Source organism: Rhizobacter sp. P2_H2 (assembly GCF_056403375.1).
The window spans coordinates 1-8,166 of the sequence record NZ_JBFUFP010000157.1 but is presented as its reverse complement, the minus strand read 5'-3'; the positions used below and the strand labels follow the sequence as shown (position 1 = coordinate 8,166).

Genomic DNA, 8,166 nt, shown 5'->3' with positions numbered 1-8,166 from the left:
GAGACGAACAGCGCCGCCCTCAACTCGGCGACGCCGGCGGTGCTGGTGCAGAACCCGCCGCTCGGGCTGAACGACAACCTGCTGAGCTGGAAGGTCGGCGCGCTGTTCAAGCCGACGCCGGACGGCAGCATCTACCTGACGGTGTCGAATTCCTACCAGCCGCCGGGCGGCGCCAACTTCTCGCTGAACGTCTCGAGCACCAACCAGGCGAGCCCGAGCACCGACCCGCAGGAAGGCAGCAACATCGAGCTGGGCACCAAGTGGGACCTGTTCGGCGGCAAGCTGTCGGCCACCGCGGCGATCTACCGCAGCGAGAACAAGAACGAGCTGGTCTCCGACGGCGCCGCGGTGCCGACCTTCAGCCAGGTGGGCAAGCGCCGCGTCGACGGCGTCGAACTCGGCCTGGTCGGCCAGGTGACGCCGGCGCTGAACCTGAGCGCAGGCGTGGCCTACATGGATCCGAAGATCCTGCGCGGCGTGCCGGCCGGCGCCAGCGCGAACAACGGCGGTGTGATCGTCTATTCACCGAAGGTGACCTTCAGCTCGTGGGCGTCGTACAAGGCGCTCGACAAGCTGACCGTCGGCGGCGGCGTGCGCTATGTCGATACCGTCGCGCGCAGCAGCAACCTCACCCCCAGCGCGACGCCCAACCTGATCAACACCGAGTCGTACACGGTGGCCGATGCGATGGTCGCGTACGACCTCAGCAAGAACGTCACGCTGCAGTTGAACGTCAACAACCTGTTCGACAAGGAGTACGTGGCGTCGGTCAACAATGGCGGCTCGCGCTACAAGCCGGGTGAAGCACGCAACGCGCTGCTGAGCGCCAACTTCAAGTACTGACCACGATGATGCTCCACGTGCCCGGCGTGCTGACGCCGTCCCAGGTCGCCGAGATCTGCGAGGCCCTCGATGCGGCCGACTGGAACGACGGCCGCGAGACGGTCGGCGCGCAGGGTGCGCAGGTCAAGCGCAACCGCCAGCTGCCCGAGGCCGGGCCGCTGACGCAGCGCTTCGGTGCCGTCATCCTGAAGGCGCTGGAGGCGCATCCGCTGTTCGTCTCGGCCGCGCTGCCGCTGCGCTACGTGCCGCCGCTGTTCAACCGCTACGAAGGCGGCGAGCAGTACGGCCTGCATGTCGATGGCGCGGTGCGCGGCGTGCCGGGCACCAGCCTGCGGCTGCGCACCGACCTGTCGTGCACGCTGTTCCTCGCCGACCCCGGCGACTACGACGGCGGCGAGCTGGAGGTGATGGACACCTACGGCGCGCACGAGGTGAAGCTGCCGGCCGGCGACCTGATCCTGTACCCGTCGAGCAGCCTGCACCGCGTGCTGCCGGTCACGCGCGGCGCCCGCGTCTGCTCGTTCTTCTGGCTGCAGAGCCTGGTGCGCGACGATGCGCAGCGCGGCATGCTGTTCGAGCTCGACCAGGCGATCCAGCGGCTGCGCGAGCGCGAAAGTGAAAAAGGCGGTGACAGCGCCGAGGTGCTGATGCTGACCGGCCACTATCACAACCTGCTGCGGATGTGGTCCGAGGTCTGATGGACGCTCCCTCCGCCGCCACACCGGCGCCGCAGCGCGCCTACTGGCTGAAGACGCTGCACCAGTGGCACTGGATCAGCTCGGCGCTGAGCCTGGTCGGGCTGCTGCTGTTCACCGTCACCGGCTTCACGCTGAACCATGCGTCGCAGATCGAGGCGAAGCCGCAGGTCACGAAGCGCGCGGCGCAGGTGCCGCCGGCGCTGCTGCCGCTGGTCACCGCGCAGCCGTCCGACGACAAGCAGCCGCTGCCGCCGGCGCTGGCCGCCTGGGCCGAGCAGGCGCTCGCGATCGAGGTCGCCGGCCGCGCGGCCGAGTGGTCGCCCGAGGAAATCTACCTGCCGCTGCCGCGCCCCGGCGGCGATGCCTGGCTGCGCATCGACCGCGTGGAAGGCGCGCTGGAATACGAGCGCACCGACCGCGGCTGGATCTCGTACCTGAACGACCTGCACAAGGGCCGCCACACCGGCAGCGCCTGGAGCTGGTTCATCGACCTGTTCGCCGCGTCGTGCCTGGTGTTCTCGGTGACCGGCCTGTTCATCCTGAAGATGCATGCCGCCAAGCGCCCGAGCACCTGGCCGGTGGTGGCTGGCGGCCTGGTGCTGCCGCTGCTGCTGGCGATCCTCTTCATCCATTGACCCCGATTCCCTGATCTTCCAGAAGGACTCCCATGAAACTGAGCTATTCGATGGCGATGGGCGCCGCCGCCGCGCTGGCCGCGCCGGCCTTCGCGGCCGACGCGAACCTGAAGCTGGAGCTGCCGCAGCTGAGCGTGGCCGAGTACCACAAGCCCTATGTCGCGGTGTGGGTCGAGAAGGCGGCCGACCAGGGCTTCGCGTCCAACGTCGCGCTCTGGTACGACCTGAAGAAGCGCGACAACGGCGGCGCGAAGTGGCTGAAGGACATGCGCAGCTGGTGGCGCAAGAGCGGGCGCGAGCTGCAGACGCCGATCGACGGCGTCACCGCCGCCACCCGCTCGCCGGGCGAGCACGTGCTGGCCCTGTCGAGCGCGAAGGGCCTGGCGTCGTTGCCGCCTGGCAGCTACCAGCTGGTGGTCGAGGCGGCGCGCGAGAACGGCGGCCGCGAGGTCGTGCGCCTGCCGTTCGACTGGCCGGTGAAGGCCGCCCAGACCGCCAAGGTCCAGGGCGAGCATGAACTCGGTGCGGTCGCGCTCGAACTGAAGCCTTGAGGAGCCACCCATGAAGACCCTCCACCGCCTGAACCTTGCCCTGCTCGCGCTGGCCGCGTCGGCCACGCTGCTGCCCGGTGCCGCGCAGGCGCACCGCACCTGGCTCGTGCCGTCGGCCACCGTCGTCAGCGGCCGCGAAGCCGCCGTCACGGTCGACGGCGCGGTGTCCGAAGACCTGTTCGAGTACGACACCAACGCGCTGGTGCTGGACAAGCTCAGCATCGTCGCGCCCGACGGCAGCCTCGTCGCGCCGGAGAACCTCGCCACCGCGCGCCGCCGCAGCAGCTTCGACGTGAAGCTCGCGCAGCCGGGCACCTACCGCATCGTCAATTTCAGCGAGAGCGTGTTCGCCAACTACAAGCTCGGCGGCGAGCCGAAGCGCTGGCGCGGCACCGCCGAGGCGATGGCCAAGGAGATCCCGGCCGACGCGAAGGAGCTGCAGGTCACGCGTATGCAGAACCGGGTCGAGACCTGGGTGAGCAACGACGGGAAAGGGGAAAAAGCGGGCGAGAAGACCGCCGACAAGGCCTTCGCGCCGCAAGGCACCGGCCTCGAGTTCGTCCCGCTGACCGCGCCGACCGACCTGAGTGCCGGCGACAGCTCCAGCTTCCGCGTGCTGCTCGACGGCAAGCCGGCCGCCAACCTCGACGTGACGATCCTGCGCGGCGGCAACCGCTACCGCTACAAGCTCGGCGAGATCGCGCTGAAGACCGACGCGCAGGGCCAGTTCAGCGTCAAGTGGCCGGAAGCCGGGCGCTACTGGATCGGCGTGAACCACAGCGTGCGTGCCGCCGAAGGCACGCCGCCGACGCGCCGCGTGAACGCCAGCGCGACGGTCGAAGTGCTGCCGCAGTAAAGAAGGCAATGCAGACGGCGCGGGTGCTGGTCCCGCAGCGCATCGCGACCCGCGCGCCGGCGCTCGGCGCCCAGGTGCATGCGCTGCAGGGCGTGACGATGGGCACGAGCTGGTCGGTGCGCGTCGCCGGCCCGCGGGCGCTCGCGCTCGCGCCGCTGGCGCAGGCGATCCAGCAGGAGCTGGACCTCGTGGTCGCGCAGATGAGCCCGTGGGAACCCGGCTCGGACATCAGCCGCTTCAACCACGCGCCGGCCGGCAGCTGGCATGCGCTGCCGGATGCGTTCAGCGAGGTGCTGGCCTGCGCGCTGCAGGTCGCGCGCGACAGCGATGGCGCGTACGACCCGGCCGCCGGGGCGCTGGTCGATGCCTGGGGCTTCGGGCCGCGGCAGCGCCACGACGAGCCCGGCTTCGTGCCGCCCGACGATGCGGCGGTGCAGGCCGCGCGGGTCGTCAGCGGCTGGCAGCGGCTGGAGACCGGCGCGCGCGGCGTGCGGCAACCTGGGGGCCTCCGGCTCGACCTGTCGGCGATCGCGAAGGGCCATGCGGTCGACCGCGTCGTGCAGCGGCTCGCGCGGCAGTTCGGCCTCGACGACGTGCTGGCCGAGGTCGGCGGCGAGCTGCGCGGCGAGGGCGTGAAACCCGATGGGCAGCCGTGGTGGGTGGCGCTGGAACCGGTGCCGCGCTGGGTCGACGGCGGCTGGCAGCTCGACGCGGATCCGCTGCCGACCCGCATCGCGCTGCATGGCCTGAGCGTCGCGACCTCGGGCGATCACCGGCGCTTCTTCGCCCGCGGCGACAGGCGTTATCCGCACACCATCGATCCGCGCAGCGGCCGGCCGATCGACCACGGCGTGGCCGTCGTGACGGTGCTCGATGCCTCGTGCATGCGCGCCGATGCGCTGTCGACGGCGCTGACGGTGATGGGGCCGCAGGCCGGCCTGCCGTGGGCCGCGCAGCGCGGCATCGCGGCCTTGTTCGTCACGCGGCGCGCCGACGGCGGGCTCGACGAGCAGGTCACGCCGGCCTTCGCCGCGCTCGAATGAGCCCGCTGGCCCGCTTGCTGGCGGCAGGCGCCATCGCACTCGCCTACCTCGCGTTCTGCGCCTTCATCGTCTGGCGCGAACGACGCCGCCGTGCGGCCGCCTCGCGCGATGCGGCCGCGCTCGACCATGCCGAGGCCGATGCCGCGCCGGTGCTGGTCGCGTTCGCGAGCCAGACCGGCTTCGCCGAGCAGCTCGCGTGGCAGACCGCGCGCCTGCTGCACACCGCCGGCGTGCCGGTGCGGCTGCTGCCGCTCGGCGAACTGCGGCCCGACGCGCTGGCGCGCACCGAACGGGCGCTCTTCATCGTCAGCACCTACGGCGAGGGCGACGCGCCCGATGCGGCCTCGGCGTTCGCGCGCCACATGGCCGACGGCGGCCAGCCGCTGCCGCGCCTGCACCATGCGGTGCTGGCGCTCGGCGACCGCAGCTACGCGCAGTTCTGCGGCTTCGGCCGCCGGCTGGATGGCTGGCTGCAGGTGCAGGGCGCGACGCCGCTGTTCGAGCGCATCGAGCTCGACAACGAGGACGCGGCAGCGCTGAAGCAGTGGCAGCAGCAGGTGGCGCACCTCGCCGGCACGGTCGACCTGCCCGACTGGCAGGCGCCGGGCTTCGACGACTGGCGGCTGGTCGAGCGGCGCGTGTTGAACGAAGGCAGCGCCGCCGCGCCGGTGTGCCACCTCGAACTCGTGCCGGCCGACGGCGCGGCGCTGCCCGGCTGGCAGGCCGGCGACCTGGTGCAGGTGCAGGCCCCCGGCGACCCGCAGCGCCCGCGCGAGTACACGATCGCCTCGGTGCCGTCGGCGGGCCGGCTGCACCTGATGGTGCGGCAGGAGCGGCACCCGGACGGCGGCCTCGGCGTGGCCTCGGGCTGGCTGACGACACGACTGCAACCGGGCGATCGCGTGCCGCTGCGGCTGCGCGCGCACGGCAGCTTCCGGATCGGCGACAACGCGGCGCGTCCGCTGGTCCTGATCGGCAACGGCACCGGTCTGGCGGGCCTCAGAAGCCACCTGATGGCGCGCGCGGAGGTTCGGGCACCCGAGGCCTGCTGGCTGCTGTTCGGCGAGCGCCAGGCGGCGCATGACGCGCATTACGCCGACGACACCGAACGCTGGCAGGCGGCCGGCGTGCTGGCCCGGGTCGACCGCGTGTTCTCGCGCGACCGGCCCGAGCGGCACTATGTGCAGCACCGCGTGCTGGAACAGGCGGACGAACTGCGGGACTGGGTCGCGCGGGGCGCGGCGATCTACGTGTGCGGCAGCCTGGAGGGCATGGCTGCCGGCGTCGACGAGGCGCTCGCGCAGGTGCTCGGCGCCGACCAGCTCGCCGCGCTGGCCGACGCCGGCCGCTACCGGCGCGACGTCTACTGACCCCGCGTCAGTGCTGGATGCGCGTTCCCAGCACTGCCAGGAACTGCGCCAGCCAGGCCGCATGCGCCGGCCACGCTGGCGCGGTGACGAGCTTGCCGTCGGTCACCGCCTGGTCGACCTCGATCGCCGCGTAGCTCGCACCCGCCAGCTCCACCTCGGCCGCGCAGGCGGGATACGCCGACACGCGCTTGCCGCGGATCACGCCGGCGGCAGCCAGCAACTGCGCGCCGTGGCACACCGCGGCGATCGGCTTGTCGGCGCGCGAGAAGTGCTGCACCAGCGCGATCACCGCCTGGTTCATGCGCAGGTATTCCGGCGCGCGGCCGCCCGGGATCAGCAGCGCGTCGTAGTCCTCGCCCTTCACCGACGCGAACGTCGCGTTCAGCGTGAAGCGGTGGCCGGGTTTCTCGGAGTAGGTCTGCTGGCCCTCGAAATCGTGCACCGCGGTCATCACGAACTCGCCCGCCTTCTTGTCCGGACAGGCCGCATGCACCGTGTGGCCGACCATCTGCAGCGCCTGGAACGGCACCATGGTCTCGTAGTCCTCGGCGTAGTCGCCGACCAGCATCAGGATCTTCTTGCCCATCGTTCGTCTCCTTCGTCAGAGGACGGCGACACACCATGCGAGGCCGTCGAAGCACATTCTGCGAGCGTTCGACGCGCATGGGGAATGCCCCTCGACAGCACGCGATGCGCGCCTCGAGAGCACGCAGATGAKGCTCTCAGGCGACAAAACATCGCGCGAAGGCGCATGAATGCGAGTTTTACCTATGAAAACTGCTTCTCAATGCAGCACTCTCGCAGTAGTATTCGCTCCGCACGTGGACCTGGAGAACCGAGAGCTCATGCGGCTCTCACCCAACCCGGGCACATCAACAACGTTATTGATGGAGAAATTCAACATGGCAACTGCGAAACCGCCCGCTCGGAAAGCGGCTCCTGCAAAGAAAGCGGCACCGGCCAAGAAGGCTGCACCCGCGAAGAAAGTAGCGGCCAAGAAGGCCGCACCGGCCAAGAAGGCCGCTCCCGCCAAGAAGGCAGCGCCGGCCAAGAAGGCCGCTGCGAAGAAGGCCGCTCCGGCCAAGAAGCGCACCCCGAACGCTGCCTTCATGAAGGCCATGACCCCGAGCGCAACGCTGGCTGCCGTCATCGGCGCCAACCCGCTGCCGCGCACGGAAGTGACCAAGAAGGTGTGGGAGTACATCAAGAAGAACGACCTGCAGGACAAGGCCAAGCGCACGATGATCAACGCCGACGCCAAGCTGAAGGAAATCTTCAAGAAGGCCCAGGTCTCGATGTTCGAGATGACCAAGCTGATCAACGGCCACCTGAAGTAATCAGGTTCCGTTCACCTCAAAAAACCGGCGCATGCGCCGGTTTTTTTCATGGGGCAGCGGGTTTCTCCATCGCCTTCGCGACGGCGTCCAGCACGCGCGCGACGTTGATCGGCTTGGTCCAGTAGTCGTCGAAGCCGGCCGCGAGCGCCGCGTCGATCTGCGGCTGCATCGCATCCGCCGACAGCGCGATGCAGCGCAGCCCGCTCGTGCGCGCGTCGTCGCGCAGCCGGCGGATCAGCGCGAGGCCGCTGGTGTCCGGCAGGTTCATGTCGACCAGCAGCAGGTCCGGCGCCTGCTCGCGCGCCGCCGCGAGGCCGCTCGCGCCATCGTTGGCCACGCTCAGCCGCCACTGCGGGCGGCCCTTGAAGACCTCCTGCATCAGCATCACGTTCAACGGCTCGTCCTCGACATACAGCACGTGCTTCTGCACCACGGCAGGTGCGGCGGGCGGCGTGGCAGGCAGCGCGAGCGCCGGGTCCGCGCGCGCCGCAGCGCCGGCCGGCAGCACCAGCGTGAAGGTCGAGCCCTGGCCGGGTGTGCTGCGCAGCAGCAGCTCGCCCTGCATCGCCGCCGACAGCGTGCGCGCGATCACGAGCCCGAGGCCGCTGCCCTCGATGCGGCGCTGCTCGGCGCCCAGCCGGTTGAACGGCTGGAACAGCTGCGTCTGCTGCGCCGTCGTCAGCCCCTCGCCCTCGTCGCTCACCGCCACCGTGACGCGCTCGCCGTCGTGCTGCAGCACGAGCCGCACCGTGCCGCCGGCGCGGTTGTACTTGATGGCGTTCGACAGCAGGTTCAGCAGCACCTGCTCGACCGCACGTGCATCGGCCGTCGCC

Annotated in this window: 10 protein-coding genes; 8 read left to right on the top strand and 2 right to left on the bottom strand. The window is 70.5% G+C overall.

Going from position 1 to position 8,166, the window contains the following annotated elements; genetic code table 11:
* From AC1D15_RS11445 to AC1D15_RS11415, 7 genes are all read left to right on the top strand, one after another.
* Nucleotides 1-843 (top strand): TonB-dependent receptor domain-containing protein (locus tag AC1D15_RS11445; RefSeq protein WP_477826062.1); only part of this gene is annotated, 843 nt, incomplete at its 5' end.
* A 5-nt stretch (nt 844-848) separates the two neighbouring features.
* Nucleotides 849-1,541, top strand: coding sequence for a Fe2+-dependent dioxygenase (locus AC1D15_RS11440; RefSeq protein WP_477826061.1), 693 nt, complete (start codon nt 849-851; stop codon nt 1,539-1,541).
* Nucleotides 1,541-2,176 carry a PepSY-associated TM helix domain-containing protein gene (locus AC1D15_RS11435; protein ID WP_477826060.1) on the top strand — a complete coding sequence of 212 codons (636 nt, stop codon included), beginning with the start codon at nt 1,541-1,543 and terminating at the stop codon, nt 2,174-2,176. The genes AC1D15_RS11440 and AC1D15_RS11435 overlap by 1 nt, the downstream gene beginning before the upstream one ends.
* A 32-nt stretch (nt 2,177-2,208) precedes the next feature.
* On the top strand, nt 2,209-2,727 hold the full coding sequence (locus AC1D15_RS11430) for a DUF2271 domain-containing protein (protein ID WP_477826059.1): 519 nt from the start codon (nt 2,209-2,211) through the stop codon (nt 2,725-2,727).
* A 10-nt stretch (nt 2,728-2,737) separates the two neighbouring features.
* Nucleotides 2,738-3,583, top strand: a complete 846-nt coding sequence (locus tag AC1D15_RS11425; RefSeq protein WP_477826058.1) for a DUF4198 domain-containing protein — start codon at nt 2,738-2,740, stop codon at nt 3,581-3,583.
* 8 nt (nt 3,584-3,591) lie between these two features.
* Nucleotides 3,592-4,626 (top strand): FAD:protein FMN transferase, encoded by a 1,035-nt coding sequence (locus AC1D15_RS11420; protein WP_477826057.1) that lies wholly within the window; start codon nt 3,592-3,594, stop codon nt 4,624-4,626.
* The gene (locus tag AC1D15_RS11415; RefSeq protein ID WP_477826056.1) at nt 4,623-5,996 is read left to right on the top strand and encodes a sulfite reductase subunit alpha; all 1,374 of its coding nucleotides are present in this window, start codon (nt 4,623-4,625) and stop codon (nt 5,994-5,996) included. Before AC1D15_RS11420 ends, AC1D15_RS11415 begins: the two co-directional genes overlap by 4 nt.
* A gap of 7 nt (nt 5,997-6,003) precedes the next feature.
* Here AC1D15_RS11415 and AC1D15_RS11410 read toward each other — a convergent pair whose 3' ends face one another.
* On the bottom strand, nt 6,004-6,582 hold the full coding sequence (locus tag AC1D15_RS11410; protein ID WP_047501211.1) for a DJ-1/PfpI family protein: 579 nt from the start codon (nt 6,580-6,582) through the stop codon (nt 6,004-6,006).
* A gap of 316 nt (nt 6,583-6,898) precedes the next feature.
* Between AC1D15_RS11410 and AC1D15_RS11405 the strand changes: the two genes are divergently transcribed.
* Entirely contained in the window at nt 6,899-7,333 is a 435-nt protein-coding gene (locus AC1D15_RS11405; protein ID WP_047501850.1) for an SWIB/MDM2 domain-containing protein, read from the top strand.
* A 46-nt stretch (nt 7,334-7,379) separates the two neighbouring features.
* Here AC1D15_RS11405 and AC1D15_RS11400 read toward each other — a convergent pair.
* Nucleotides 7,380-8,166 (bottom strand): hybrid sensor histidine kinase/response regulator (locus tag AC1D15_RS11400; protein WP_477826055.1); only part of this gene is annotated, 787 nt, incomplete at its 5' end.

Bases quoted from the DNA above. Each gene is read 5' to 3' on its own strand.
- AC1D15_RS11415 (WP_477826056.1), top strand. From the start codon at position 4,623: ATGAGCCCGCTGGCCCGCTTGCTGGCGGCAGGCGCCATCGCACTCGCC.
- AC1D15_RS11405 (WP_047501850.1), top strand. From the start codon at position 6,899: ATGGCAACTGCGAAACCGCCCGCTCGGAAAGCGGCTCCTGCAAAGAAA.
- AC1D15_RS11430 (WP_477826059.1), top strand. From the start codon at position 2,209: ATGAAACTGAGCTATTCGATGGCGATGGGCGCCGCCGCCGCGCTGGCC.
- AC1D15_RS11410 (WP_047501211.1), bottom strand. From the start codon at position 6,582: ATGGGCAAGAAGATCCTGATGCTGGTCGGCGACTACGCCGAGGACTAC.
- AC1D15_RS11425 (WP_477826058.1), top strand. From the start codon at position 2,738: ATGAAGACCCTCCACCGCCTGAACCTTGCCCTGCTCGCGCTGGCCGCG.
- AC1D15_RS11420 (WP_477826057.1), top strand. From the start codon at position 3,592: ATGCAGACGGCGCGGGTGCTGGTCCCGCAGCGCATCGCGACCCGCGCG.
- AC1D15_RS11440 (WP_477826061.1), top strand. From the start codon at position 849: ATGATGCTCCACGTGCCCGGCGTGCTGACGCCGTCCCAGGTCGCCGAG.
- AC1D15_RS11435 (WP_477826060.1), top strand. From the start codon at position 1,541: ATGGACGCTCCCTCCGCCGCCACACCGGCGCCGCAGCGCGCCTACTGG.